Source organism: Streptomyces fungicidicus (assembly GCF_003665435.1).
GTDB lineage: Bacteria > Actinomycetota > Actinomycetes > Streptomycetales > Streptomycetaceae > Streptomyces > Streptomyces fungicidicus.
The window spans coordinates 192,741-217,518 of sequence record NZ_CP023408.1 but is presented as its reverse complement, the minus strand read 5'-3'; the positions used below and the strand labels follow the sequence as shown (position 1 = coordinate 217,518).

22 protein-coding genes and 1 riboswitch are annotated in these 24,778 nt (G+C 72.0%); of the genes, 1 reads left to right on the top strand and 21 read right to left on the bottom strand.

The features are described 5' to 3' along the window. Position 1: 1 nt before the first annotated feature. A riboswitch (cyclic di-AMP (ydaO/yuaA leader) is annotated at positions 2-166 on the bottom strand. A 305-nt stretch (positions 167-471) separates the two neighbouring features. Next, positions 472-2,556, bottom strand: coding sequence for an alpha-galactosidase (locus CNQ36_RS31175; protein ID WP_121548892.1), 2,085 nt, complete (start codon positions 2,554-2,556; stop codon positions 472-474). A gap of 171 nt (positions 2,557-2,727) precedes the next feature. Between CNQ36_RS31175 and CNQ36_RS31170 the strand changes: the two genes are divergently transcribed. Further along, a complete protein-coding gene (locus CNQ36_RS31170; protein ID WP_004922345.1) occupies positions 2,728-3,525 on the top strand; it encodes a tyrosine-protein phosphatase in 798 nt (265 codons plus the stop codon). A gap of 9 nt (positions 3,526-3,534) precedes the next feature. Here the strand turns inward: CNQ36_RS31170 and CNQ36_RS31165 are convergent, their stop codons facing one another. The 20 genes from CNQ36_RS31165 to CNQ36_RS31075 form a co-directional block, all read right to left on the bottom strand. Then, positions 3,535-3,663: a DUF6126 family protein gene (locus tag CNQ36_RS31165; protein WP_040905518.1), complete on the bottom strand. Its 129-nt coding sequence runs from the start codon at positions 3,661-3,663 to the stop codon at positions 3,535-3,537. Then, positions 3,660-4,283: a helix-turn-helix domain-containing protein gene (locus tag CNQ36_RS31160; RefSeq protein WP_040905521.1), complete on the bottom strand. Its 624-nt coding sequence runs from the start codon at positions 4,281-4,283 to the stop codon at positions 3,660-3,662. The genes CNQ36_RS31165 and CNQ36_RS31160 overlap by 4 nt, the downstream gene beginning before the upstream one ends. A gap of 73 nt (positions 4,284-4,356) precedes the next feature. Beyond that, positions 4,357-5,772, bottom strand: coding sequence for an aspartate aminotransferase family protein (locus CNQ36_RS31155; protein ID WP_121548890.1), 1,416 nt, complete (start codon positions 5,770-5,772; stop codon positions 4,357-4,359). Beyond that, the gene (dxs, locus tag CNQ36_RS31150; RefSeq protein ID WP_121548888.1) at positions 5,769-7,682 is read right to left on the bottom strand and encodes a 1-deoxy-D-xylulose-5-phosphate synthase; all 1,914 of its coding nucleotides are present in this window, start codon (positions 7,680-7,682) and stop codon (positions 5,769-5,771) included. The genes CNQ36_RS31155 and dxs overlap by 4 nt, the downstream gene beginning before the upstream one ends. A 28-nt stretch (positions 7,683-7,710) precedes the next feature. Further along, positions 7,711-8,868 (bottom strand): flavodoxin-dependent (E)-4-hydroxy-3-methylbut-2-enyl-diphosphate synthase, encoded by a 1,158-nt coding sequence (ispG, locus tag CNQ36_RS31145; RefSeq protein WP_121548886.1) that lies wholly within the window; start codon positions 8,866-8,868, stop codon positions 7,711-7,713. A gap of 4 nt (positions 8,869-8,872) precedes the next feature. Then, the gene (gene hpnH, locus CNQ36_RS31140) at positions 8,873-9,895 is read right to left on the bottom strand and encodes an adenosyl-hopene transferase HpnH (RefSeq protein ID WP_121548884.1); all 1,023 of its coding nucleotides are present in this window, start codon (positions 9,893-9,895) and stop codon (positions 8,873-8,875) included. Positions 9,896-9,900: 5 nt separating this feature from the next. Further along, the gene (locus CNQ36_RS31135) at positions 9,901-10,542 is read right to left on the bottom strand and encodes a 5'-methylthioadenosine/S-adenosylhomocysteine nucleosidase family protein (RefSeq protein ID WP_121548882.1); all 642 of its coding nucleotides are present in this window, start codon (positions 10,540-10,542) and stop codon (positions 9,901-9,903) included. After that, positions 10,539-12,581: a squalene--hopene cyclase gene (gene shc / locus CNQ36_RS31130; RefSeq protein WP_121548880.1), complete on the bottom strand. Its 2,043-nt coding sequence runs from the start codon at positions 12,579-12,581 to the stop codon at positions 10,539-10,541. The genes CNQ36_RS31135 and shc overlap by 4 nt, the downstream gene beginning before the upstream one ends. Before the next feature lie 119 nt (positions 12,582-12,700). After that, positions 12,701-13,765: a polyprenyl synthetase family protein gene (locus CNQ36_RS31125; RefSeq protein WP_050782333.1), complete on the bottom strand. Its 1,065-nt coding sequence runs from the start codon at positions 13,763-13,765 to the stop codon at positions 12,701-12,703. Positions 13,766-13,836: 71 nt separating this feature from the next. Continuing rightward, on the bottom strand, positions 13,837-15,264 hold the full coding sequence (hpnE, locus tag CNQ36_RS31120; RefSeq protein WP_121548878.1) for a hydroxysqualene dehydroxylase HpnE: 1,428 nt from the start codon (positions 15,262-15,264) through the stop codon (positions 13,837-13,839). After that, positions 15,261-15,389: a DUF6380 family protein gene (locus tag CNQ36_RS35880; RefSeq protein WP_352314252.1), complete on the bottom strand. Its 129-nt coding sequence runs from the start codon at positions 15,387-15,389 to the stop codon at positions 15,261-15,263. The genes hpnE and CNQ36_RS35880 overlap by 4 nt, the downstream gene beginning before the upstream one ends. Continuing rightward, positions 15,389-16,339 (bottom strand): presqualene diphosphate synthase HpnD, encoded by a 951-nt coding sequence (gene hpnD, locus CNQ36_RS31115; protein WP_004922379.1) that lies wholly within the window; start codon positions 16,337-16,339, stop codon positions 15,389-15,391. The genes CNQ36_RS35880 and hpnD overlap by 1 nt, the downstream gene beginning before the upstream one ends. Beyond that, on the bottom strand, positions 16,336-17,247 hold the full coding sequence (gene hpnC, locus CNQ36_RS31110) for a squalene synthase HpnC (protein WP_121548876.1): 912 nt from the start codon (positions 17,245-17,247) through the stop codon (positions 16,336-16,338). The genes hpnD and hpnC overlap by 4 nt, the downstream gene beginning before the upstream one ends. Positions 17,248-17,606: 359 nt before the next feature. Beyond that, complete coding sequence (locus CNQ36_RS31105) at positions 17,607-18,383, bottom strand: ABC transporter ATP-binding protein (RefSeq protein ID WP_040905532.1); 777 nt, start codon at positions 18,381-18,383, stop codon at positions 17,607-17,609. After that, entirely contained in the window at positions 18,376-19,311 is a 936-nt protein-coding gene (locus tag CNQ36_RS31100; RefSeq protein WP_121548874.1) for an ABC transporter permease, read from the bottom strand. The genes CNQ36_RS31105 and CNQ36_RS31100 overlap by 8 nt, the downstream gene beginning before the upstream one ends. A 97-nt stretch (positions 19,312-19,408) precedes the next feature. After that, positions 19,409-20,281 (bottom strand): glycosyltransferase family 2 protein, encoded by an 873-nt coding sequence (locus CNQ36_RS31095; protein WP_040905538.1) that lies wholly within the window; start codon positions 20,279-20,281, stop codon positions 19,409-19,411. Between the two features lie 8 nt (positions 20,282-20,289). Beyond that, positions 20,290-21,069 carry a CDP-alcohol phosphatidyltransferase family protein gene (locus tag CNQ36_RS31090; RefSeq protein ID WP_163013449.1) on the bottom strand — a complete coding sequence of 260 codons (780 nt, stop codon included), beginning with the start codon at positions 21,067-21,069 and terminating at the stop codon, positions 20,290-20,292. Then, complete coding sequence (locus tag CNQ36_RS31085) at positions 21,047-22,108, bottom strand: iron-containing alcohol dehydrogenase family protein (protein ID WP_121548871.1); 1,062 nt, start codon at positions 22,106-22,108, stop codon at positions 21,047-21,049. Before CNQ36_RS31085 ends, CNQ36_RS31090 begins: the two co-directional genes overlap by 23 nt. Continuing rightward, positions 22,096-22,848, bottom strand: coding sequence for a phosphocholine cytidylyltransferase family protein (locus CNQ36_RS31080; RefSeq protein WP_121548869.1), 753 nt, complete (start codon positions 22,846-22,848; stop codon positions 22,096-22,098). Before CNQ36_RS31080 ends, CNQ36_RS31085 begins: the two co-directional genes overlap by 13 nt. Next, positions 22,845-24,662, bottom strand: a complete 1,818-nt coding sequence (locus CNQ36_RS31075) for a DUF5941 domain-containing protein (RefSeq protein WP_121548867.1) — start codon at positions 24,660-24,662, stop codon at positions 22,845-22,847. The genes CNQ36_RS31080 and CNQ36_RS31075 overlap by 4 nt, the downstream gene beginning before the upstream one ends. Between the last annotated feature and the right edge of the window lie 116 nt (positions 24,663-24,778).

The window sequence follows — 24,778 nt, the reverse complement described above, 5'->3', positions numbered from 1 at the left end:
GTGAATTCCTCTCCGGCGCCTGCGAGGTGAGCTGTCGGGTTCGGACTGGAGATGCCCGGCCGCGTTTTCACGCGGCTTAACCCCAAGCCGTTCCGGGAACCGGAACAGGCAGTCGTACCTGTGGGTCCCCCGCTCCTGCCGTACACGGGTCAGTCAGTGGGTGCGGGCTCCGGGCGGCGGCAGGATTAGGCGTCCGTCCGGATCGGTGGCGAACGTAAGCGACCCGGACGGGAAGGGACAAGCGCGAGGTTCACCCCGAACGCGCTTTTCCGTGATCCAAAGGAGGAAAGGGCGTCACCGAGCGTCAATCCGCACAGGGATCGCGCCGTGAATTCCCTTGCCTTTTCACGGAATTACGTGAGCATGGCGACAACACATCGTCACCGATATGACGATGCTCACGCGCCCCTTTCCCATCCTCCCTTCTTTCGGGGCGCGTTATGGCAAATCACCCCAATCGGACAGAACGCCTCAATCGCCAGATCCCAGGCGCCGGAACCGGAAGACCGCCGCATCCAGGTCGCCCCGCAGCCCGGTGTGTAGCCCGTGGTGCCGCAGTACGGCGCCACGGTGCTTTTCACCCGTTTCAAGGCATTCGTACGAGGCGTTCGGGTCGACGCCGTGCAGCCGGAGTGCCGGGACGGGTTCCCCGTAGTGCTGCGCCTGGAGCCAGGCCAGGACCACGGTCTCGTCGCCGAGGACGTACTGCACCGCGCTGAGGCCTCCCGCCGGGGGGCGCAGCCGGTACAGGTCACCGCGCTGGACAACCGGCCGGATCTCCTTGTAGAGCGCGACCCACTCGCGCGCCTCCTCGAGCTCCTGCCCGGTCCACCGTGTGAGGTCACCGCCGACGCCGAGCACCCCGGCCATCGCGCTGACGAAACGGAAACGCAGCGAGCTGACCCGTCCGTTCAGCATCGCGTTCGGGCTGTCGGTGACCCAGGCGGCCATGACCCGGGCCGGGTGGAGCTGGCTGAAGCCGTGCTGGATGGCGAGGCGGTCGAGCGGATCGGTGTTGTCCGAGGTCCATACCTGGTCGGTGCGGGAGAGGACGCCCAGGTCGATCCGGCCGCCGCCGCCCGAGCAGGACTCGAAGGCCACGCCCGGATGGGCGGCCCTGAGCCGGTCCAGCAGGGCGTACAGGCCCCGCACGTGATCGGTCCACAGCCGTTGCGGATAGGGGTCGTCCGGCCAGCCGGCGTCGGTGAAGCAGCGGTTGAAGTCCCACTTCACATAGTCGACCGGAGTCTCGGAGAGCAGCGCGTCGAGCCGCTCCCAGAGGTACTCCCGGACGTCGTCGCGCGCGAGGTTGAGGACGAGCTGGTTGCGGAACTCCGTGCGCCGGCGTCCCGGCTGGAACTGCACCCAGTCGGGGTGCGCCCGGTACAGGTCGCTGTCCGGGTTGACCATCTCCGGCTCGACCCAGATGCCGAACCGCATCCCGAGCCCGCGCACATGGTCGGCGAGGGGCTTCAGGCCGCCGGGGAAGCGGTCGGGGTTGGGCGTCCAGTCGCCGAGCCCGGCCCGGTCGCTCGTACGCGCCCCGAACCAGCCGTCGTCGACCACGAACAGCTCGACGCCCATCCCGGCGGCGCGCGCCGCGAGCGCCCGCTGCTGCTCCTCCGAGATGTCGAAGCCGGTGGCCTCCCAGGAGTTGAACAGCACGGGCCGGTCCCGGCCGGCGTCCGGGACGACATGGGCGCGCTGGTAGGCGTGCCAGGCGCGGCTTGCGCCGCCGAAGCCGCCGTCGCTCCACAGGCCGGCGAAGACCGGTGTGACGTACGTCCCGTCCGTGTCCAGCATCAGCAGGCCGGAGTCGTCGTGGCCCGCGCCGCCGGTGATCTGCACGCGCGCGTCGGGGAGTTGGGCCACCGAGACGCGCCAGGAGCCGGACCAGCCGAGGGCGCAGGCGTAGACCTCGCCGCGCTCCTCGGTCGCGTCGGTGTCGAGCGCGACCCACGGCAGGTGCTGGTGGCCGGTGTGACCTCGCCGGCTGCCGATGACCTTCTCGCCGTAGGTGAGCGGGGAGCGGGTCAGCCGGGACTCCGCGGCCCAGCGGCCGTGCAGCTGGGACAGCCGCCAGTGGTCGCGGTCGGGCAGGGTCCAGGCCGCGGAGTCGGCGCGCAGCAGCTCGACGGCCGGTCCCCGGTTGTGCAGGGTCACCCAGCGTTCGATCACGTCGTCGCGCATCCGGTAGTGCAGGGTCACCGTGAGCGGGCCGTCGAGGAAGCGGAGGCGGAGTTCGCCGTCGTCCGTCTCCTCGTGTCCGCCGAAGGTCCACTCGGTGCCGCGCCGTCCGGGCGAGCGCACGGACAGGGCGGGCCGCGCGAAACGGGGGCCTCCCTCGACCGGGTACTCCTCGCGTCCGTCCAGCCGGGACTCGAAGGGCCAGTCGTCCGGCAGCGGGCGGGCGGCCAGCGCCTCCGCGTCGGCCGGCTCGATCCGGGGGCCCCAGTGCAGATGCACCAGCTCGTCGCGGTCCGTCAGATGCAGCGCGTAACTGCTGTGCGGCCCCGACAGAAGCCACGTACGACCGTCTTGGCAGACCTGCGCCACCGAACCTCCAACAGACCCGAACAGATGTGATCAGACACCAACATCATCGGGGGCACGGGGGCCGCCGGGCAATGCCTGTGGACAACTCATTGCCCCAGGCAGGCATGTCGTATCGTCGAGTGGTGCCCGACGGCGAGCCCCGCCGGCGGCGCCGAGAGGGAGGAGCCCTTCGTGACGCAGCAGGTGCCGTCGACCGAACCCGAGCTGGCCGGAGTACGCAACTTCCGCGACGTGGGCGGACTGCCGACCGTGGACGGCCGGCGGGTGCGGCAGGGCGTACTGTTCCGCAGCGGCCATCTCGCGCACGCGACGGCGGAGGACGCCGCCTTCCTGTCCGCGCTCGGACTGCACACGGTCTTCGACTTCCGCAACGCCGCCGACCAGAAGCTGGAGGGCCCGGACGTCGCGCTGCCGGGCGTGCGGAACGTGAACCTGCCGCTCAGCGACCCGGCGGACGGCGCCGAGTTCTGGAAGATGGTCCGCGACGGCGACCTGGAGCAGCTGCGCTCCGTCCTCGACGACGGCAAGGGCGCGGACCGCATGATCCGCTCCTACCGGCTGATCATCACCGAGCGCACCGGCGAGCACTCCCGGGTGCTGCGCTCGCTCGCCGAGGACAGCGTCCCCGCGCTGATGCACTGCGCGGCCGGCAAGGACCGGGCGGGGCTGTCGATCGCGGTGACCCTGCTCGCGCTGGGCGTCGAGCGGGACGCCATCGTCGACGACTACCTGAAGTCCAACGCCAAGCACCGCCGGTACAAGGTGCACCGCAACGGCTCCTCCGCCTCGGCCTACTCCGCCGAGGTGATGGAGTTGCTCAGCCCCCTGTTCGACGCGCGCGCGGAGTATCTTGCCGCCGCGTTCGAGACCGTCGAGGAGACCTGGGGCGGTGTGGAGCCGTACCTGGAGCGGGCGCTCGGGCTCACCCCCGGGGCCCGGGAGCGGCTGCGCGAGCGCCTGCTCGACTGAGGCGGGGGCCTACTTCTTCGGCGCCACCTCGAAGAGGAAGTAGATGAAGGCCGCGAAGAGGTGCCCCACCACCACGTAGATGAACAGCCTCACCCACAGGGCCCGGGGGAGCTTCTCCTCCATGTCTCTACCGCTCATGTCGCGTCTCCGTGGGTCGGGCCCAGGCACAGGGTGGCCGTGGGGCTCTGCAGAAGGGTGTGGACGAACAGCAGCTCGACCCCGTCGGGGTCCTGAGCTTCGATACGGTGCGGGGTCAGCGAGTCGAAGTGCGCGCTGTCCCCCGGGGCGAGGCGGTGCAGGGTTTCCCCGAGGCGCAGCCGCAGCCGCCCCTTGAGGACGTACAGCCACTCCTCGCCGGGGTGGACGCGCACGATGTCGCCCTGGGAGCCGTGCGGCACACGGACGCGCAGGGCCTGCATGCCGCGCCCCGCGGCGCCGGCCTGCCAGTACGTCCAGCCACCCGCCGCCGTGGACTCCATGTCCGCGGCGCGCACCACCGCGTCCCGGTCGGCACCCGACTCGCCCAGCAGCTCGGACACCGTCGTACCGTAGGTGCGGGCGAGGGAGAGCAGCGTCGGCAGCGAGGGCTGGCGCTGACCTGTCTCCAGCCGGGAGAGATGGGCGGGCGAGAGCCCGGCGTCGCGGGCCGCGGCCTCCAGCGTCAGGGAGGCCCGCCGCCGCAGGGCGCGCAGTTGCGGCGCGACCGCCGGGAGCGCGTCGCCCGGTGCGGCCGGCGGCCCGGCCTCGGAGGAGTGCATGCCTCCATTCAGCACCGGATTTACCCCACAGGCAATTTCCTTGCCTGTGAGGCAAACCCGCGAAGCCCCCGGATCAGCGGTTGGCGACCGCCTGCTTCACCAGGGTCCTGCCGAACTCCCACATCAGACCGCCGTCATGGGCGTCGTCCATCACCGCGGTGAAGGCGTCCACGAACCGGTTCACGTCCCCCTCGTCGATGACGAGCGGCGGGATCAGTTTGATGACCTCCATGTGGTCGCCGGAGACCTGGGTGAGGATCCGGTGCCGCTGCAGCAGCGGGACGACCACCATCTGCGCGAAGAGCCCCTTGCGCGCGGCCTGGAGCATGGCCCAGCGGCCCCGCAGCTTCAGGGAGCGGGGCCGGCCGAACTCGATGCCGATCATCAGGCCCCGGCCGCGCACCTCGGCGAGCAGTTCGTACTTCTCGGTGAGCGCGGCCAGCCGGGTCCTCAGCAGTCCGCCGGTGCTCCGGACCCGCGCGACGATCCCCTCGTCCTCCATGACCGACAGCACCGCGAGACCCGCGGCCATGGCCTGCGCGTTGGCCCCGAAGCTGGCCGAGTGGACCAGCACCCGGTCCATCGACGAGTAGACCTTCTTGAAGATCCAGTCCCGGCCGAGGGTCGCGCCCACCGGGACGTAGCCGCCCGAGAGCGCCTTGGCGACACAGACGAGGTCCGGTTCGACCCCCTCCTCGTGCTGGTAGGCGTAGAAGTCGCCGGTCCGGCCGAGCCCGGTCTGCACCTCGTCGGCGATCAGCAGCGCCCTGTGCCGCCGCAGCAGCTCCTGGGCGGCCCGCAGATACCCGGGCGGGGCCTCGTGCACGCCCTTGCCCTGGATCGGCTCCACGATCAGGGCGGCGACGTCCCCCCTGCGCAGCTCCCGCGCCAGGGCGTCGAGGTCCCCCAGCGGGACGGCCGTGTCGGGCAGCAGCGGGGCGAAGCCGTCCCGGAAACCGGACTCGCCGTTGACCGAAAGGGAGCCGGTGGTCAGCCCGTGGAAGGCGTGCGCGCAGTACAGCACGCGCGGCCTGCCGGTCGCGTACCGGGCGAACTTCAGCGCGGTCTCGACCGCCTCCGTGCCGCTGTTGCCGAAGAACACCCGGTCCAGGTGGGGGCTGTGCGCGAGCAGCCGCTCGGCGAGCAGTCCGGGCAGCGGCTGGCAGTCGAAGCGGGTGAGGTCGGCGAGGGAGGCGTCCAGCACGTCGTGCAGCGCCTTGCGGACCACGGGGTGATGGCGGCCCAGGCCCATCACCCCGAAGCCGGCCAGCATGTCCAGGTGGTCGTTGCCGTCGGCGTCCCAGAAGTGGGCGCCCTCGGCCCGCTCGTAGACCTTGTCGAAGCCGATGGTGCGCAGCATGCGCGGCAGCTGGTGGTTGAGGTACCGGGTGTGCAGCTCGTAGCGTTCGGCTCCGCGCTCGGCGAGCAGTGCGCCGAGGTCGAAGCCCCCCGTGCGCGACGGCTCCGGCGCGGACTCCGCGGTGGTCATGCCTGGTGCTCCTGTGGGTCCGGCGACTTGGCGTCGCGCTCTTCCCGGACGGCGAGGCTCGCGCCGATCCGTCCGGCGATCTCGACCGGTGTGAGACCGATGTCGGCGAGCACCTCCGCGCGTTTGGCGTGCGCGAGGAACTGCTCGGGGATGCCGAACCGCCGTACGGGCACGTCGGTCCCGGCGTCGCCCAGCGCCAGCGCCACCGCCGAACCGACCCCGGCCGCCCGGCTGTTGTCCTCGACGACGGCCACCATGCGGTGCTCCGCGGCCAGCGGCGGGAGGGCGGGGTCGACGGGTTTGACCCAGCGGGGGTCGACCACCGTGCATCCGATGCCGCGGGCCTCGAGCAGTTCGGCGGCCTGGAGGCAGACCGGTGCCATCACCCCGACGGCGACCAGCAGCACCTCGGGGGCGACCGCCCGGTGCAGCACGTCCATGCCGCCGATCCGGTCCAGTGCCGGCAGCGCCGGGCCCACCGACTCCTTCGGGAACCTCAGCAGGGTCGGGGCGTCGTCGACGGCGACCGCCTCGCGCAGCTGGGCGCGCAGCTGGTCGGCGTCGCGCGGCGCGGCGATCCGCAGACCGGGGACGACCTGCAGGACGGACATGTCCCACATGCCGTTGTGCGAGGGCCCGTCGACGCCGGTGACGCCCGCCCGGTCCAGGACGAAGGTCACCCCGCAGCGGTGCAGCGCCACGTCCATCAGCAGCTGGTCGAAGGCGCGGTTGAGGAAGGTGGCGTAGACGGCGACGACGGGGTGCAGTCCGCCGGTCGCCAGGCCCGCCGCGGACACGGCCGCGTGCTGTTCGGCGATGCCGACGTCCCACACCCGGTCCGGGAACCGCTCGGCGAAGGGGCCGAGGCCCACCGGACGCAGCATGGCGGCCGTCATGGCGACCACGTCGTCGCGTTCCTCGCCGATCCGGACGATCTCCTCGCCGAAGACGGAGGTCCAGGACGGCCCGCCGGACGGGGCGAGGGGCGCGCAGGTCAGCGGGTCCATCACGCCGACGGTGTGGAAGTGGTCCTCCTCGTGGGCGAGGGCGGGTTCGTAGCCGCGGCCCTTCTCGGTGAGGCAGTGGACGAGGACGGGGCCGTGGAAGCGTTTGGCGCGGCGCAGCGCGGACTCCACGGCCTTGATGTCGTGGCCGTCGATCGGGCCCAGGTACTTCAGGCCGAGGTCCTCGAAGAGGCCCTGCGGCGCGAAGGCGTCCTTGAAGCCCTTCTTCGCGCCGTGCAGCGCCTCGTACAGTGTTGCGCCGACCACGGGTGTGCGCTGGAGCACGTGCTTTCCCCAGGCCAGCACCCGTTCGTAGCCGTCCGTGGTGCGCAGGGTCGCGAGGTGGTTGGCGAGCCCGCCGATGGTGGGGGCGTAGGAGCGCTCGTTGTCGTTGACGACGACGATCAGCGGCCGGTCCTTGGCGGCGGCGATGTTGTTGAGCGCCTCCCAGGCCATCCCTCCGGTGAGGGCGCCGTCGCCGATCACCGCGACGACATGGCCCTTCTCCCCCCGCACCCGGCGGGCCTTGGCGAGGCCGTCGGCCCAGCCGAGGGCCGTCGAGGCGTGGCTGTTCTCGATGACGTCGTGCTCGGACTCCTCGCGGGAGGGATAGCCGGACAGGCCGCCCTTGCCGCGCAGTTTGGAGAAGTCCTGACGCCCGGTCAGGAGTTTGTGCACATAGCTCTGGTGGCCGGTGTCCCACAGGATGCGGTCGACGGGCGACTCGAAGACCCGGTGCAGGGCGACGGTGAGTTCCACCACTCCCAGATTGGGTCCGAGGTGGCCGCCGGTCCTGGCCACCGCGTGCACCAGGAACTCCCGGATCTCATGGGACAGTTCACCGAGTTGCGCCTCGGACAGCGCCTTCAGGTCACGTGGTTGCCGAATGCTCTCCAGAATCGTCACGCTCGGGCCCCCTTCGGTTCCGTGCTGTTCAGCTCACGGTGACGGCCGGCTCCCCCGACGCGATGCCGTCCTTCTCCATCTGCGCGGCGATCTTCATCGCCTCCTCGATCAGCGTCTCCACGATCTTCGACTCGGGGACGGTCTTGATGACCTCGCCCTTCACGAAGATCTGCCCCTTGCCGTTGCCGGAGGCGACGCCGAGGTCGGCCTCGCGGGCCTCGCCGGGCCCGTTCACCACACAGCCCATGACGGCCACCCGCAGCGGGACCTCCATGCCCTCCAGGCCGGCCGTGACCTCCTCGGCGAGCTTGTAGACGTCGACCTGGGCACGCCCGCAGGACGGGCAGGAGACGATCTCCAGCCGCCGCTGACGCAGGTTCAGCGACTCCAGGATCTGGATGCCGACCTTGACCTCCTCGACCGGCGGCGCGGACAGCGACACCCGGATGGTGTCGCCGATGCCCTGCGAAAGCAGCGCCCCGAAGGCGACCGCCGACTTGACGGTGCCCTGGAAGGCGGGGCCCGCCTCCGTCACCCCGAGGTGCAGCGGGTAGTCGCACCGGGCGGCGAGCCGGCGGTAGGCCTCGACCATCACCACCGGGTCGTTGTGCTTCACGGAGATCTTGATGTCCCGGAAGCCGTGCTCCTCGAAGAGCGACGCCTCCCACAGGGCCGACTCGACGAGCGCCTCCGGGGTGGCCCTGCCGTACTTCTCCAGCAGCCGCCGGTCCAGCGATCCGGCGTTCACACCGATGCGGATCGGGGTGCCGTGGTCCTTGGCCGCCTTGGCGATCTCCTTGACCTTGTCGTCGAACTGCTTGATGTTGCCCGGGTTCACCCGTACGGCCGCGCAGCCGGCCTCGATCGCCGCGAAGACGTACTTGGGCTGGAAGTGGATGTCGGCGATCACCGGGATCTGCGACTTGCGGGCGATGGTCGCGAGCGCGTCGGCGTCGTCCTGCGTGGGACAGGCGACCCGCACGATCTGGCACCCGGAGGCGGTCAGCTCGGCGATCTGCTGGAGGGTCGCCCCCACGTCGGACGTACGCGTGGTCGTCATCGACTGCACGGACACCGGGGCCCCGCCGCCCACCGCGACGGGTCCGACCTGGATCCGCCGCGACGCGCGCCGCTCGGCGAGCGGCGGCAGGGGCACCCCGGGAATCCCGAGGGAGACAGCGGTCACGGCCTCACTCCCGGTTTCCCGAGACGGTCTCGCGCATGGCGCGCAGCGACTCCTTCAGGGAGCCCATGGTGGCGAGGACGGCGGTGGGCTCGTAGCCGCAGTGCGCCATGCAGTTGGCGCAGCGCGGGTCCTTGCCCCGGCCGTACTGGTCCCAGTCGGTGTCCTCGATCAGCTCCCGGTACGTCGGCACGTACCCGTCGCTCATCAGGTAGCAGGGGCGCTGCCAGCCGAAGAGCGAGTAGTTCGGGATCGCCCACGCGGTGCAGGGGAAGTCGACCTTCCCCTCCAGGAAGTCCAGGAACAGCGGGGAGTGGTTCAGCCGCCAGCGGCTCCGGTTGCCCCCGGCGAAGGCCTTCCTGAACAGCTCGCGGGTCTGCTCCACGCCCAGGAAGTGCTCCTGGTCGGGGGCCTTCTCGTAGGCGTAGGCGGGCGAGATCATCATCTCGTCGACCTTGAGGTCGTCGTTGAGGTAGTTGAGCACCTCGACGACGGTCTGCGGGGTGTCGGTGTTGAAGAAGGTGGAGTTGGTGGTGACCCGGAAGCCGCGGCGCTTGGCCTCCTTGATCGCCTCCACGGCCTCGTCGAACACGCCCTCCTTCGCCACGGACTCGTCGTGCCGCTCCCGCAGGCCGTCGATGTGCACGGCGAACGCGAAGTAGGGCGACGGGGTGAACCGGTCCATCTTCTTGCGCATGAGCAGGGCGTTGGTGCACAGGAAGACGTACTTGCGCCTGGCCACCAGCTGACGCACGATCTCGTCGATCTGCGGGTGCATCAGGGGTTCGCCGCCGGCGATCGACACCATCGGGGCGCCGGACTCCAGTACCGCGCCCACGGCCTGCGCGACGGGCATCCGCTGCTTGAGCACCCCTGCCGGGTGCTGGATCTTGCCGCACCCCTCGCACTTAAGGTTGCAGGCGAAGAGCGGTTCCAGTTCGACGATCAGCGGGAACTTGTCCCGCCTGCGGAGCTTCTGTTCGGCCAAGTAGGTAGCGACCTTGATGGACTGACGCAGCGGCATGGCCATCTGGCTCACCTCCGGGGGAGCAGCAGGGAACGGTGCCATTCATAGAAAGCCGGAAGGACGGAACGAAGGACACGGAAAGCCGATATTCCACCGCGCACCGTGCCGATGCGGACGAGTTCGTGTTCAGGAGCGTCCACGACCACCCGGACGGCCGCAACCGGGCGTTCGCCCGTCCGGACGGCGGCCAGCAGCGTGGCCGCGGATTCCATGTCGGCCGCGATCGCGCCGGTGGCGAGCAGGGCGGACCGTTCGTGACCGCGGACGACGTGGTCGGAGCCGGTGAGCGGCCCGGTGTGGACGGTGCGTCCGGGCACCGTGCGCACCAGCTCCTTCACCAGCAGTTCGGTTCCCGCGCAGGGGACGCTTCCGCGCGGGTCCCGGGTCTCCCCGGCGACGACCAGGTCGCCGGGGTGCATCCCGGGGGCGAGTCCCGCGCAGAAGCCGGTGGCGAGGACGGCCGCCCCGCCCAGGGCCGGATCGGCGAGCATCCGGGTGACGGAGCGCTCGGCCGCCGCCGGCCCCATGCCCGTGCGCAGCACGGTGACCGGCCCGCCCGGGGTGCCGTGCTCACGCCTGCGCAGGGCGAGCTGCTCGATGCCGAGCGCGCAGGCGATCAGCAGCGGGGCCGGGGCGGGCCGGGGGCTCATCGGCTTCCCTTCACCCCGGCGAGCGGCTGCGCGGACCCGTTCCTCGCCGCGGTCTGCTTCTTGCTGAAGGGTTCCCCGTGCACATAGCGGCCGAGCGCGGTGAGCGGGAAGACCTGCCGGTAGAGGTGGTAGTTGATGGAGAAGTCCCAGGGGAAGCCGGTGCCGGTGAAGTACGGCTCGTCCCAGGAGCCGTCCTCGCGCTGGGTGGCCGCCAGCCACGCGACGCCGCGCTCGACGGCCCCGGAGTCCCTCTCCCCCGCCGCCAGCAGCGCCATCAGCGCCCAGGCGGTCTGCGAGGCGGTCGAGGCCCCCCGGCCGCTCCACTCCCGGACGTGGCGGTAGGAGCGCAGGTCCTCGCCCCAGCCGCCGTCGTCGTTCTGCACCTTCTCCAGCCATGCCACGGCCCGCCGGACAGCCGGGTGCGAGCCGGGGATCCCGGCCGCGGCCAGGGCGGGGACGACGGAGCCGGTGCCGTAGAGGTAGTTGACGCCCCAGCGTCCGAACCAGGAGCCGTCCGGCTCCTGTTCGGCGAGCAGCCACTGAATGCCGCGCCGGGTGCGCGGGTCGTGGGCGAGTCCCTCGACGGCGAGCATCTCCACGACGTGCGCGGTGACATCGGCCGACGGGGGGTCGATGACCTCGCCGAAGTCGCAGAACGGGAGGCGGTTGGGGAACGGGCTGGTGTTGTCGACGTCGAAGGCGCCCCAGGCGCCGTTCTTCGACTGCATGCCGAGGCTCCAGCGGACCCCGCGCCCGATCGCGCTGTCCATCCGCTCGGGGTCGTGGTGTCTGACCCGGCGCAGTGCGAGGACCACCTCGGCGGTGTCGTCGATGTCGGGGTAGTTGTCGTTGTGGAACTCGAACGCCCAGCCGCCGGGCGGCAGATGGGGCCGGCGCACGGACCAGTCACCGGGCCGCACGATCTGCTCGCCGAGCATCCAGTCGGCGGCCTTGACCAGGCTCGGGTGGTCGGCGGGCAGGCCGGCGTCGGCGAGCGCGATGGCCGCCAGGCAGGTGTCCCACACCGGGGACTGACAGGCCTCGATCATCCGGGCCCCGTCCTCGCGCCACACGGCGAAGCGGTCGAGCGACTCCAGGCCCGCGCGCATCACCGGGTGCCGCAGGTCGTAGCCGAGCAGGTGCAGCGCGATGACCGAGTAGACGGCCGGGGGCTGGATGCCGCCCCAGCAGCCGTCGTTCTCCTGCCGTTCGATGATCCAGCGGGCGGCGGCGTTCATGGCGGCTTGGCGCACCCGGCGCGGGACCGCCCTGCGCAGGGCGTGCAGGGCTCTGTCCAGCCGCTGGAAGGCGCCGTCCCAGGTGTTCGGCGGGGCGTGCGGCCGCGGAGGTCTGGGCCGGCGCGGATCGGTGTGCAGTTCGTCCAGCGGGAACGGCGCGGGGCGCACCGGCCGTTTGGCGGAGACGATCGTCAGCGGGACGATGGTCTGCCGGGCCCAGCAGCCGAAGTCGTAGATGTTGAGCGGCACCCAGGACGGGAACCAGATCAGCTCGGGCGGGAGTTCGGGCAGGTCCTCCCACTTCCACCAGCCGAACAGGGCCAGCCAGATGCGGGTGAAGACCCGGGCGGCGGCGATGCCGCCGCGCTCGCGGATCCAGGCGGAGGCGCGGGCCATGTGCGGGGCCTCGGGCGGGTCGCCGGCCAGCCGCAGGGCGACGTACGCCTCGATGGTGGTGGAGAGTTCGCCGGGCCCGCCGTGGAAGGTGGCCCAGGTGCCGTCCTCGCGTTGCTCCCCGCGGATGAACAGGGCGGCGGCCCGGGTGGTGTCCTCGTCGCGGATGCCGAGGAACTGGCGCAGCAGCAGGTCCTCGGCGTCCATCGTGACGTTGGTCTCGAGGTCGCCCTTCCACCAGCCCTGGTCGTCCTGCCGGGACAGCAGGAAGTCGGTGGCGCGCCGCATGGCGTGGGCGGCGATGTCGGGAACCCCGGCCGCCTCGGGGATGTCGGTGTCGTTTTCGCTGGCCGCGGTCACGCGGGGCGGCAGGGCCGCCCCGGTGCTTCCGTCGGTCGTCGCTGTCATGGCTTCCCCTTCGTGCAGTCCTGCAAATGGTGCGTCTGCTGTGGGTCCGCCGTCGGCCGGTGCCGTTATCCCCGCAACACCGGCCGGCGACTAAGCGAGGGCTATTCGACCGATAGTGATCATCTCTTTCGTACGACGACGAAGTCCGCGAGCGCCGTGAACCGTTCCCGCACCTGGCCGGGCATGTCCACGATGTCGAGGGCCTCGATGGCGATGGTGTGCTGACGGCGTGCCTCGCCGGCGGTCCAGTCGCGGCCGCCGGCCTCCTCGATGAGGGCGGCACGGGCCGCGAACTCCTCCTCGGAGAAGTTCGCGAAGTCGCTGCTCTTGGCGTCGGCGGCGAGGATCTCGCCGAGCCGTTCGGAGGCGGGGCCGCCCGCCGCGAGCGCGGCCACCACCGGGAGGGACTTCTTGCGCTGGCGCAGGTCGCTCCAGGTCTGCTTGCCGGTGGCCTCCGGGTCTCCCCAGATGCCGAGGAGGTCGTCGACGGCCTGGAAGGCGAGGCCGAGGTGGTAGCCGTACCTCTCCAGCGCGTCGGCGGTGCGGTCGTCCGCGCCGCCGAGCACCGCGCCGATGGAGCTGGCGCAGGCGAGCAGGGCACCGGTCTTGTTGCCCTCCATCTCCAGGCACTCCTCGACGCTGACCCGGTCGCGGTGCTCGTAGGAGATGTCCTGGGCCTGGCCGTCGATGAGGGCGCGGCTGGCGGCGGTCAGCCGGCGGGTGGCGCGGCCCGCCTCGACGCTGCCGAGCTCCAGCAGCACCTCGTTGGCCAGGGCGAACAGGGCGTCGCCGACCAGGATGGCCTGGGCGGGGCCGTGCACCTTCCAGACGGTGTCGCGGTGCCGGCGCTGCTCGTCGCCGTCCATCAGGTCGTCGTGCAGCAGCGAGAAGTTGTGCACCAGTTCGACGGCGACCGCGCCGGGGACACCGGTCTCCGGGGCCGCCCCGGTGACCTCGGCGGACAGCACGGCCAGGGCGGGGCGCACGGCCTTGCCGCCGTCGCCGTCGGCGGGCCGGCCCGCGGCGTCGATCCAGCCGAAGTGGTAGGCGGCGACCGTGTCCATGGGAGGTGCCAGGCGGTCGACGGCCGCCCGCAGTACCGGCGTGGCCAGGGTCCGGCCGCGCTCCAGGAGCGCGGACACGTCCACCGCGGTCCTTCGAGCGGCCTGCGAGGCCGGGGGCACAGTGGGCACAGTCTCTCCTCTTGTTGCGGTACCGGAAGCGCGGGAACCTGCCGCGCCGCTGCCGTGCGGCATCAGGCCGCCTCCTCTAGTGCGAAGAGACGGCGGGGGCGGGGCCGGCCCAGGGCGCCCAGCGCGGCGTCGGCCGCGCCGACGCCGCTGCGGACCGCACTCTCCATGGTCGCGGGCCACCCGGTGGCGGTCCACGCGCCGGCCAGGTACAGGCCGGGTGCCTTGGTGCGGGCGCCGGGCCTGAGGCGTCCGACGCCGGGGGCGGGGGCGAAGGTGGCGGTGCGCTCCCGGGTGACGAAGAAGTCCTCCACGCGGGCGTCGCGGGTGCGCGGCAACAGCCGGCGCAGTTCGGGCAGGTACCGCTCGCGGAGCACGGCGACGGGCTCGTCGATGTCGTTCTGGGCGACCGACTGGGACAGCGCGAGGTACTGGCCCCGCTGCAGCCCGGAGGCGTCGGTGCGGTCGAAGACCCACTGCACGGGGGTGCCGAGGGCCGCGAAGAACGGCCGGGCGAGCACCGTGCGGTCGTAGACGACGTGGATGTTGAGGATGGGCGCGGTGCCGATGCCGAGCAGCCGCCCGGGGGCGTCGAGGGCGCCCGCGGGCAGCAGGTCGTGGGCCTCGCGCTGCGGTACGGCGAGGACGACGGCGTCGGCGGTGATCGTCTCGCCGGGCACCTGGACGTTCCACCCCCCGTCGCCGTTCACCGAGACGGAGGTGACCCGGGTGCGGACCTCGGTGCGCACGCCCCCGGCGTCGAGCGCCTCGCGGGCGAGCCGGTCGTGCAGGTCGCCCAGCGGCACCCGGGCCCAGCCGATGTCGGCCGCCGAGGGGTCGGACAATAGACCGGTCTTGAACACCATCGCGGCGAGCGCCAGGGACGTGTCGCCCGCGACCGCGTTGAGGGTGGCGACCCCGACCAGGTCCCAGAGGGCCTCGACGGCGCGCGCCGACTGGCCGTGCGCGGTCAGCCAGCTGCCGAAGTCCTGGTCGTCCAGGGACGGATCGGCGAGGTCGAGCCCCTTCAGCGCGAGCGCGGCCCAGGCCGTCCTGGCCCGGTCGGCGAGCGAGAGGTGCGGATACGTGGCGAGGCCGCGCCCCAGGTGCAGGGGTACGGGCAGCGCGTCGCGCCGCAGCCTGCCGAGCCGCCGCCCCTCGGGGCGGGCGAGGTCGACCACGGGCACGTCGAGGCGGTCCTGCAGCGGGGCCAGCGCCGCGCCGCCGATCCGGTCGAGGAACCAGCGGTAGGCGGTGCAGCAGCGCAGGTACACGTGCTGGCCGTTGTCGACGGTCAGGTCGCCGCGCCGGAAGGAGAAGGCGAGCCCGCCCAGGCGGGGGCGGCCCTCGAGCAGGGTGACGCGCACTCCGGCGTCGGCGAGCGCGAGCGCGGCGGTGACGCCGGCCAGTCCGCCGCCGACCACGACGGCGTGCCGCCGGGCCGCGGCGGGATCGTTCCCGCGCGGCCCCTCGGTGCGTGTGCCGTGGCTCATGCGCCCTCCCCCGACCGGCGGGCGCGGCGCCGCTCGAACGGTGCACGGCCGGCCGTCTCCGTCAGGGACGCGGCGGGACGGCGGAGGGTTGCCCACCGCTTTCCGCCCGGGAGCGGGGTGTCCATCAGGCACGCCTCCTGACGGCGCGCCGGGTGACGTGCCGGGTGTCCAGGCCGGACAGGCCGCGCACCGCGACGTACGCCTTCTCGTGTCCGGGCAGGGAGACCCGGCCGCGCAGTACCGCCCCGGGGTCGCGCTCGATGCGGTCGAGGAGCCGGCGGTAGATGCCCGCCATCGCGGCGACGCAGGCGCCGCTGCGCCGGTCGAGCAGGGGGAGCAGCCGGTAGCCCTCGGCGAAGAGCGCGCGTGCCCTGCGCACTTCGTAGTGCACCAGGCCGGTGAAGTCGGAGCCCTCCGGTGGCGTCGGCCCCGCGAACCCGGCGGAGCAGCCGAACTTGGCGAGGTCGTCGGCGGGCAGATAGGTGCGCCCGCCCGCGGCGTCCTCGCGGACGTCCCTGAGGATGTTGGTGAGCTGCAGCGCGAGGCCGAGCGTGTCGGCGTACTCGGACGCGCGTTCGGCGCCGCGCGCGCCCGGTTCGGTGCCGAAGACGCCGAGCGAGAGCCGCCCGATGGCGCCCGCGACACAGCGGCAGTACGCCTTGAGGTCGTCCCAGGTCTCGTAGGTCTCGCCGCGTACGTCCATCTGGACGCCGTCGATCAGTTCGTCCAGGCCGCCGAGCGGGATCGGGAAGTGCCCGGCCGCGTGGGCGAGGGCGACCGCGACCGGGTCGGTGTCGTCCTCGTCGACCGCGCCCTCCCGGATCCGGGTGAGCAGCGCCCGGGTGTCCTCCAGCCGGGTGACCTTGACGTCGTCCGCCAGCGGCCCGTCGCCGATGTCGTCGACACGCCGGGAGAACGCGTACAGCGCCGACATCGCGCGCCGCTTGGGCGTCGGGAGCAGCCGGATGCCGTAGGCGAAGTTACGGGCCTGCTGCCCGGTGACGGCCTCGCAGTAGCTGTAGGCGGCGAGTACCGGTGCGGACGCGGGTGTGTGCGACTCCACGGTCCGGATCACCCCTTTCCTCGCAGAGTCACGCCCGCCTCGCGCAGCAACTGGACCTTGCCGGGCTTGGGCGGGCCGGGGAGTACGTCGTATTCGGCGGCGGCGATCGCCCGGAGGGCCGCCCTTCCTCCTGCCACGAACCCCGCGAGCAGCAGCCTGAGTCTGCCGTGGACGCTACCCATGAGGGGTGCGCCTTCATTCAGCAGCTCGCGGGCGCGTTCCGCCTGGTACGCGACCAGTGCGCGCACCGATGCGCCGGCGGTCGCAGCGGCGAGGTCCGCCTCCTGGACGTGGAAGCGCTTCATGTCCGCGGCGGGCAGATAGACGCGGTCGCGGCCGAGGTCCTCGGCCACGTCCTGGAGGTGCTCGACGATCTGCAGCGCGGTGCAGATCGCGTCGGAACGGCGGATCCGCTCGGGCGTCGAGGTGCCGGTGACGGCGAGGACCAGCCGCCCGACGGGGTTGGCCGACAGTTCGCAGTAGGCGAGCAGGTCGTCGTGGGTCTCGTAGCGCTTGACGAGCTGGTCCTGGCGGTTGGCGGCGATCAGGCCGAGGAAGGGGCCGGGGGTCAGCGCGTGCCGGCGGACCGTCGGCCGGAGCCGGCGCAGCAGCGGGTGGCCCGGCCCGGGCCCCGCCGGGTCGAACACGCGGTGGAGGTCCGCCTCGAACGCGTCGAGGAGCAGCAGCCGGTCCCCGGCGTCCTCCTCGGACACCCCGAGGAGACGGGCGTCGGCGCCGCCGGGCGCCAGGTCGCCGTCGCCGATGTCGTCGACCAGCCGGGCGAAGCCGTACACCGCCATGAGGTCGTCGCGCCAGGACCGGGGCAGGAAGAAGGGGGCCACGGGGAAGTTCTCGTCGGCTGCCTTGTCGAGGGTGGCGCGCTCCGGGTCGGCGGCGCGCGCCGCGGCCACGGGCGTCATCGCGGACTGCCGTGGGCGGGGACGGCACAGGATGCGCTCAGCCGGGGAGTTTCCGTAGCCATTGCCGTCACATCTCCCGTTCTACACTGCTGACCCAATGCACACTATTTCGGACACGCCGCCCAGGTTTCCGCCAAGCGGCATCGTTGGATGATGTCGGGCATTATGGCCCTGATTGCCGCCTTTCGGGACCGGTCCAGCTTACGTGGTACGACGCGCCGCGCACCGGCGGGGTCCTCCGCACCACACGACAACGCACCGTTCGGCGTCAAGATTCCACGGAGCGGCCGGAGTTGACGTCTCCTTCGCAGACGCCGGGCCCCACCGGACAGTTCCGGCGGGGCCCTGGCCGTACCGGGCTACTTGCCCGTGAACTTCTCGTACTCCCGGAGCACCTCGTCGGTGGGGCCGTCCATGCGCAGCTCGCCCCGTTCCAGCCAGAGCACCCGGTCGCAGGTGTCGCGGATCGACTTGTTGTTGTGGCTGACCAGGAACACCGTGCCGGCCTGCTTGCGCAGCTCCCGGATGCGGGCCTCGGAACGCTTCTGGAACTTGCGGTCGCCGGTGGCCAGCGCCTCGTCGATCATCAGGACGTCGTGGTCCTTGGCGGCGGCGATGGAGAAGCGCAGCCGGGCCGCCATGCCGGAGGAGTACGTCCGCATCGGCAGGGTGATGAAGTCGCCCTTCTCGTTGATCCCGGAGAAGTCGACGATCTCCTGGTAGCGGGCCTTGATCTCCTCGCGCGACATGCCCATGGCGAGGCCGCCGAGTATGACGTTGCGTTCGCCCGTCAGGTCGTTCATCAGGGCGGCGTTGACGCCGAGCAGGGAGGGCTGGCCGTCGGTGTAGACCTTGCCCTTCTCGGCCGGCAGCAGTCCGGCGATGGCCCGCAGCAGGGTCGACTTCCCGGAGCCGTTGGAGCCGATCAGGCCGATGGCCTCGCCCCGGTAGGAGACGAAGGACACCCCGCGCACGGCGTGCACCTTGCGCACGCCCCGTTCCTCGCCCCGCTTCACGATGCGGCTGAGTGCCGCGGTGGCGCTGCCCTTGCCGGTCTTGGCGCCGTTGACCCGGTAGACGATGTGCAGGTCGTCCGCGATGACCGTGGGGATCCGCTCGTCGGTGGTCTCAGCCACGGCCGTACCTCTCCTCAGCCTTCCAGAAGTAGACGAAGCCGACCACGCCGGCCAGTACCGCCCAGCCCACCGCGAACGCCCACACGTGCGGGGGCAGGTACGAGGAGCCGTAGTCGTCGATCAGCGCGAAGCGGACCAGGTCCATGTAGATCGCCGCCGGGTTCCACTGCAGCACGTCGGCGAGCCAGCCCGGCACGTCCTTGCCCTGCAGCATCGCCGGGATGCTGAACATCACGCCGGACGCGTACATCCAGGTGCGCAGCACGAACGGCATCAGCTGCGCCAGGTCGGGCGTCTTGCTGCCCATCCGCGCGAAGATCAGCGCGAGGCCGGTGTTGAAAACGAACTGCAGCAGCAGCGCGGGGATCACCAGCAGCCAGGACAGCCCCGGGAAGCTGCCGAAGGCGATCATCACGACGACGAGCACGACCATCGAGAACAGCAGCTGCTGGAGCTGCTGGAGCGCGAAGGAGACGGGCAGCGAGGCCCGCGGGAAGTGCAGGGCCCGCACCAGCCCCAGGTTCCCCGAGATCGCCCGCACGCCGGTGAGCACCGAGCTCTGGGTGAAGGTGAACACGAACACGCCCGTCACCAGGAACGGCACGTAGACGTCGTGCGGGATGCCCCGGCGGGCGTCCAGCAGCAGACCGAAGATGAAGAAGTACACGGCCGCGTTCAGCAGCGGGGTCGCCACCTGCCACAGCTGGCCCAGCTTGGCCTGGCTGTACTGGGCGGTCAGCTTCGCCCGGGAGAAGGCGAGGATGAAGTGCCGCCGGTCCCAGAGCTGGCGGACGTACTCGATGAGGGACGGCCGGGCGCCGCTGACGGACAGCCCGTACTTGGCGGCCAGCCGGTCCGCCGACAGGCCCTCGTCGGGCGGCACGGGCGCGCCGACCGCGACCGTGCCGTCGTGCGTGGTCTCACTCACTGGTGGAAACTTTCATCCTCGAGGTGCGCGGCCCGCGGTGGGCCTGGCCTGAAACCGGGGCCCGGGTACGGCCCCGGTGTTCCCGGACACGAGCTTGTCAGATGACAGGTGGCCGGCCCAGTCGGGTCAGCCGCCACACCGTACGCCACTTCATGGGCCGGCGGGGACCGCAGGGGGTGGCCCAGCCCTCCCGGAATCCGCCGAACCACGCCTTCAGGGCGGAACGCGAGGGGCGGCGCAGGAGGGTGAGGAGCATCCAGACGCCCAGATAGGCCGGGACCAGGAGGACGGGGAGGTTGCGGCGGGCCAGCCAGACCCGGTTGCGGGCGACCATGCGGTGGTAGACCGCGTGCCGCGAGGGGGCGGTCGTCGGGTGGTACAGCACCATGTCGGACCGGTAGTCGATCAGCCAGCCGGCGTCGAGGGCCCGCCAGGCCAGGTCGGTCTCCTCATGGGCGTAGAAGAACTCGTCCGGCAGGCCGCCCACCTGGGCGAAGACCTCGGTGCGCACGGCGTTGGCGCCGCCGAGGAAGGTGGTCACCCGCGAGGAGCGCATCGGGTCGGAGGCGCGCAGCCGGGGCACGTGGCGGCGCTGGGTGACGCCGGTCTCCGGGTCGGCGATGCGGAAGCTGACGATGCCGAGCGCCGGGTCGGCCGCGAACGCCTGGCGGCACAGTTCCGCCGTGTCGTGGCCGGCCAGCAGGCCGTCGTCGTCGAGGAAGAGCAGGATGTCGACGTCCCGGCCGCCGGGGCCGAAGGCCTCGATGCCGACGTTGCGGCCGCCGGGGATGCCGAGGTTCTCCGGCAGTTCGACGGTGCGGACGCCCTCGGGGACCTCGGGGACGGGCGAGCCGTTGCCGACGACCACGACCTGGACCGGGTCGCCGTCCTGCTTGGCGACGGAGTCCAGCAGGGCCCGCAGCTCCTCGGGGCGGTTGCCCATGGTGATGATCACCGCGCCGACCTTCATCCCGGCGCTCACTTCAGCCTGCTGGAGGCGAGGACGGACACCAGGTGGAACAGCGTCTGCAGCAGGGCGATGCCGGCGAGGACGGCGACGCCGAGGCGGGTGAAGAAGAGGTCGTCCCGGACCGCGTCGGCGATCGCGAGGACGAGGATCAGCAGGGACGCCTCCATGCCGAGGATCAGCCGGTGGAACTTCAGGGCGGCGGCGGCCCTGCGGGCCAGTGCCATGCCGGAGGAGCGCGGTTCGGACGCGGCCTCCTTGACGGGCGGCAGCCCGCCCTGGTGGCGGGCGACGCCGACGAGGTCGGTCTCCGCCTTGATCAGGATCGCGCCGAGCGCGGCCAGGGTGCCGAGGAAGGCCCAGAGCCAGTCGATGCGGCCCGTGCCCCACAGGTCGGCGGCGCGCAGGCCGAGGCCGACCAGGACGGCCGCGTCGGTGAGGTAGGCGCCCACCCGGTCGAGGTAGACCCCGCCGAGCGAGTACTGCTTCTTCCAGCGGGCGACCTCGCCGTCGACGCAGTCCAGCAGGAGGTACAGCTGGACCATGACCAGGCCGAGGACGGCCCCCGCGATCCCCGGCACCAGCAGGGCCGGGGCCGCGAGGACGCCGAAGACGGTCATCAGGTACGTGAGCTGGTTGGGCGTGACCCTGGTGTTCACCAGGTAGCGGTCCACCCGCAGGGACACCTCTCGCATGTAGAGGCGTCCCATCCAGTGCTCACCGCTGCGCCGGTCCTTCACCCCCGGGGGGTGCACGACCGGACGGAGTTCAGCTACCGATGGCCTTGACATAGTCGGCGTAGATGTCCTTGATCTGTTCGGTCTTCAGGTCGAGGTGCTCGAGGATGGTGAAACGTCCGGGGCGGGTCTCCGGGGCGAACTCGACGACGCGGACGAATTCGTCCACCGTGAACCCGATCTCCTCCGGCAGTACCGGAAGCCCGTGGCGGCGGAGCACCTCGGCCATGTAGGCCGATTCCTCGTGGGCTCCGCGCAGGTACATCGCGAAGGCCGCGCCCAGTCCGCACTGTTCGCCGTGGGCGGCGGCCCGCTTGGGGTGGAGCAGGTCGAAGGCATGGTTGATCTCGTGGCAGGCGCCGGAGGACGGGCGGGAGTCGCCCGACACGGACATGGCGATGCCGGTGAGGACCAGTGCCTCGGCCAGCACCTGGAGGAAGCCGTCGTCGCCGGCTCCGCCCGGGTGCCGCAGCACCGCCTCGCCGGCCTGCCGGGCCATGGCGGCGGCGAGGCCGTCGATCTTCTCCCCGTTGACGCGGTGGGACAGCTCCCAGTCGGCGACGGCGGAGATGTTGGAGAGGGCGTCACCGATGCCGGAGCGCACGAAGCGGACCGGGGCCTCCCGGATGACGTTGAGGTCGATGACGACCGCGATCGGGTTCGGCACTCCGTACGAACCGCGGCCCGCGTCGTTGTCGAGGGTCGCCACCGGCGAGCAGAGGCCGTCGTGCGCCAGGTTGGTGGCGACGGCGACCAGGGGAAGCCCCACGCGCGCCGCCGCGAACTTGGCACAGTCGATGATCTTGCCGCCGCCGAGGCCGACGACCGCGTCGTAGCGGCCGGCCTTTATGGCGCCCGCCAGCCGTACCGCGTCGTCGATGGTGCCGCCGCCGACCTCGAACCAGCCCGCGGCGGGCAGCGAGGGCGCGATCCGTTCGCGCAGCCGGGCGCCGGAACCACCGCTGACGGCGATGGCGAGCCGGCCCGACTGCGAGATGCGCTCGTCGGCGAGGACGCAGCCCAGGTCGTCGAGGGCACCCGGACGGATGTCCACCACGACCGGTGAGGGGATGAGCCGGGTCAGTACTGGCACGCGATCTCCCGTCCGCGGGCGAGATCGTCGTGGTTGTCGATCTCCACCCACTTCACGTCGCCGATCGGCGCCGTGTCGATGCGGAAGCCGCGGTTGACCAGCTCCTGGTAGCCGTGCTCGTAGAACTGCTGCGGGTCGGTCTCCCACACGGTCTTGAGCGCGTCGGCCAGCTCGGGGGCGGCGTCGCCCTCGATGAGGGTGACGCCGATGTACTCGCCGGTCGCCTCGGCGGGGTCCATCAGCTTGGTGATCCTCGTCATGCCCTTCTCGGGGTCGACGACGACCTTCATCTCCTCGTCGGCGAGCTGCTTGACCGTGTCGAGGGCGAGGATGATCCTCCTGCCCTCGCCGCGGGCGGCGAGCAGGGTCTTCTCGACGGAGACCGGGTGCACGGTGTCGCCGTTGGCGAGGATCACGCCGTCCCTGAGGGCGTCACGGCCGCACCACAGGGAGTAGGCGTTGTTCCACTCCTCGGCCTTGTCGTTGTCGATGAGGGTGAGCTTGAGGCCGTACTTGGCCTCCAGGGCCGCCTTCCGCTCGTACACGGCCTCCTTGCGGTAGCCGACGATGATCCCGGCCTCGGTGAGGCCGATCTCCGCGAAGTTGCCGAGGGTGAGGTCGAGAACCGTCGGTTCGCCCTCTATGCCCGCGGGCCCCACCGGCACCAGCGCCTTGGGAAGGCTGTCGGTGTAGGGGCGCAGACGCCGTCCGGCGCCGGCCGCCAGCACGAGGCCGATCATGCGGGTTCTCCTTCATCGTGTACGGCGGGCGCCCCTGCGGACACCCAGAAGCGGATGCTCTCGACGAGCACCAGCAGGGCCACGGCCACGGCGAGGGCCGTGAGCGCGACGGTGAACTGGGAAGCGGTGAGCACGGCCGCCAGTAGGGCGACCGCGAGGGTGCGCCCCTCGTGCCCGCCGAGCGCCCGCACCAGCCAGCGCGGGGACGCGCCCGCGTTGCCGCGGATGCGGTAGACCGTGTCGTAGTGATGGTAGGCGACCGCGGCCACCAGGCCGTAGGCCGCCGGAAGGGCTCCGTTCACGTCCGCGTCGGCCGCCAGTGCGAGGACGGTGCCGTACTCGGCGGCGCGGAAGAACGGGGGGACGAGCCAGTCGAGGGCGCCCTTGAGGGGGCGGGCGACGGCGAGTGCGGAGGCCAGGACGTAGACGCAGGCGGCGACGGCCGTCCAGGGGCCGCCGAATCCGGTGAGCGCGGCCGTGGCGACGACGGCGGCGCCGCCGAGCAGGGCGGCGGCAGGGGCCACGGAGCCGGGCGGACGGCCCGCGGGGCTCTTCCCCCCGCGGGTGAGCGCCTCGACGAGCGGGCCCGAGTCGGCGAGGTCCGCCAGGGCCTGTGCCGCCCGGTCGGTCCGCTTCGCCCTGCGGGTCAGCGAGCGCAGCACACGGCCCGCGGTGGTGTACGTCGCGGCGAAGGCGCAGCCGGCGAGCAGGGCGTAGAAGGTGATCCGGGGGGTGGTGAGGGCCGTGAGGACGGCGATCATCGCCCAGCGCTCGCCGATCGGCAGGACGATCATGCGGCGCACCCAGACCGTCCAGCCGACGCTGTCGAGCTTGTCGGAGAGGGCGGCGGTGGGGCTGGTGTTGGCGGTGGCGTCGTGGTTGGCCTCGTTGAACGAGAAGTCCACCACGTGCCGGCAGGTCTGGAGGACCATCGCGCCGAGGGCGAGGGCCCATACGTCGTCGCCGCCGCGGGCGGCCCCGAGGGCGAGCCCCGCGTAGTAGGCGTACTCCTTGGCGCGGTCGAACGTGGCGTCGAGCCAGGCGCCGAGGGTGGAGTACTGCAGGGAGTAGCGGGCGAGCTGGCCGTCGGTGCAGTCCAGCACGAAGGAGGCGATGAGCAGCACGCCGGCGGCGACGAAGCCGCCGCGGGTGCCGGTGGCGGCGCAGGCGGCGGCTATGAGCGCGGTGAGCAGCGAGGCGGTGGTGACCTGGTTGGGGGTCAGTCCGCGGCGGGCGCACCAGCGGGCTAGGTAGCGGGAGTACGGGCTCACGCAGTAGGTGGTGAAGAAGCCGTCGCGGGCCTTCACCGCCGACTTCAGGCGTACCGCCTCGTCGTCGACGGCTGCGACGGCCTGCCGGGCCTCGTTGCGGGCCTGGGGGTCGCCGGGGACGGTGGCGACGAGGCTGCCGAGCTCCGGGCGGTGCACCTCGGCGCCGTCGCCGTCGAGGACGGTGACGACGCGGTCGGCGAGGCTGCCGGCCAGGGCGGTGCCGCCGGCCGCGGAGCCGCCGGAGGAGTCCTCGCGGGCCATCGCGCGCGCCAGGGCGTCGCGGCCGGCCGGCTGGGCGGTGACGGCGCCGGGGATCGCGGAGAGCGGGAAGCGGGGGTCGGTGAGGCCGAGGCGCAGCGCGTGCGCGTGGCCCACGAACCGGGCGTCGACCACGGCGACCCGCTGCCCGGCGGGCACTGAGGCGAGCAGCGGCCCGGCCTCGGCGGCGCCGGACGCGATCCGGACGTCGAAGCCGAGGGAACGCAGATCGCCCTCGAGTGACGAACCGGGGACCGGCTGACCGGTGAGGATGGCGGTCGACAAACCGAATCTCACTCCCTGGGTGCCGACGCGTCGACGTCGGTCATGTACACGATGAGCCGCCCGTGCGAGACCCCCCGGGCGGCATGTCGGCAGACATTATCGGATCCCCGGAAGCC

Bases quoted from the DNA above. Each gene is read 5' to 3' on its own strand.
- CNQ36_RS31165 (WP_040905518.1), bottom strand. From the start codon at position 3,663: ATGAGCGGTAGAGACATGGAGGAGAAGCTCCCCCGGGCCCTGTGGGTG.
- CNQ36_RS31160 (WP_040905521.1), bottom strand. From the start codon at position 4,283: ATGCACTCCTCCGAGGCCGGGCCGCCGGCCGCACCGGGCGACGCGCTC.
- CNQ36_RS31155 (WP_121548890.1), bottom strand. From the start codon at position 5,772: ATGACCACCGCGGAGTCCGCGCCGGAGCCGTCGCGCACGGGGGGCTTC.
- hpnH (WP_121548884.1), bottom strand. From the start codon at position 9,895: ATGGCCATGCCGCTGCGTCAGTCCATCAAGGTCGCTACCTACTTGGCC.
- CNQ36_RS31135 (WP_121548882.1), bottom strand. From the start codon at position 10,542: ATGAGCCCCCGGCCCGCCCCGGCCCCGCTGCTGATCGCCTGCGCGCTC.
- shc (WP_121548880.1), bottom strand. From the start codon at position 12,581: ATGACAGCGACGACCGACGGAAGCACCGGGGCGGCCCTGCCGCCCCGC.
- hpnE (WP_121548878.1), bottom strand. From the start codon at position 15,264: ATGAGCCACGGCACACGCACCGAGGGGCCGCGCGGGAACGATCCCGCC.
- CNQ36_RS35880 (WP_352314252.1), bottom strand. From the start codon at position 15,389: ATGGACACCCCGCTCCCGGGCGGAAAGCGGTGGGCAACCCTCCGCCGT.
- hpnC (WP_121548876.1), bottom strand. From the start codon at position 17,247: ATGACGCCCGTGGCCGCGGCGCGCGCCGCCGACCCGGAGCGCGCCACC.
- CNQ36_RS31095 (WP_040905538.1), bottom strand. From the start codon at position 20,281: ATGAAGGTCGGCGCGGTGATCATCACCATGGGCAACCGCCCCGAGGAG.
- CNQ36_RS31090 (WP_163013449.1), bottom strand. From the start codon at position 21,069: ATGTCAAGGCCATCGGTAGCTGAACTCCGTCCGGTCGTGCACCCCCCG.
- CNQ36_RS31080 (WP_121548869.1), bottom strand. From the start codon at position 22,848: ATGATCGGCCTCGTGCTGGCGGCCGGCGCCGGACGGCGTCTGCGCCCC.